This is a genomic window from Bradyrhizobium sp. CCBAU 11361, from assembly GCF_028128935.1.
Classification (GTDB): domain Bacteria; phylum Pseudomonadota; class Alphaproteobacteria; order Rhizobiales; family Xanthobacteraceae; genus Bradyrhizobium; species Bradyrhizobium niftali.
The window spans coordinates 1-628 of sequence record NZ_LBJZ01000064.1 but is presented as its reverse complement, the minus strand read 5'-3'; the positions used below and the strand labels follow the sequence as shown (position 1 = coordinate 628).

The following is a 628-nucleotide window of genomic DNA, read 5'->3' as shown; positions in this document are numbered from 1 at the left end:
CAGAACGGAAACCTGTATCGCGGTCTTATTCTAGGTGGGCGATTTTAGCCCTGGCGAACTCAGCCACTCGTCAATGTTGGCGCCACTCTCGCGCGTCCGGAACGGAAGGCGCCACTCCTTTGTTCAATCGTCCAGAGAGTTCAAAGGAGAAGGGCTATGATCGCTAACAGACTTATGATCTTGAGTGCGGTGCTCGCCTTCAGCGCCAACTCCGTTTATGCCGGTCCCTGCACCACGGTTAGCCGCGATGCAGGATCAGGGAACGTTCCGGGCTATACGGGACAAACCACTGGTTCCACAGCAACTGATTCCAAGCAGCAACCGCCGACATCTTCGATGAGCAAAGCCTCGGAGAATACCGCAACGTCGTCGGAAGATGCGCAGCGCCAGATGCAGAGCCAGCCCACCGCTGCCGAACAATCAAAGGCGACCCACCCCGCACCCTCTGCGCAGTCACCGGATCGGACGGCAGGCACCGTCGCGCAGACCCGTCCCGCGCCCACCGAACAATCAAAGAAGGCGACGGCGGGTGCGGCCGAGTCCGCACCTTCCCAGCAAAAGGTAACGGCGGCCGACCAGGACTGCGAGTAAGCGCGGGGGTCAACGGTTTCAGGGGGAGCATATCGAG

At 60.4% G+C, this 628-nt stretch carries 1 protein-coding gene; it reads left to right on the top strand.

Annotated features, from left to right (window positions below):
* Window positions 1-156 precede the first annotated feature (156 nt).
* The gene (locus XI08_RS09845; protein WP_271574265.1) at window positions 157-591 is read left to right on the top strand and encodes a hypothetical protein; all 435 of its coding nucleotides are present in this window, start codon (window positions 157-159) and stop codon (window positions 589-591) included.
* Window positions 592-628: the final 37 nt, after the last annotated feature.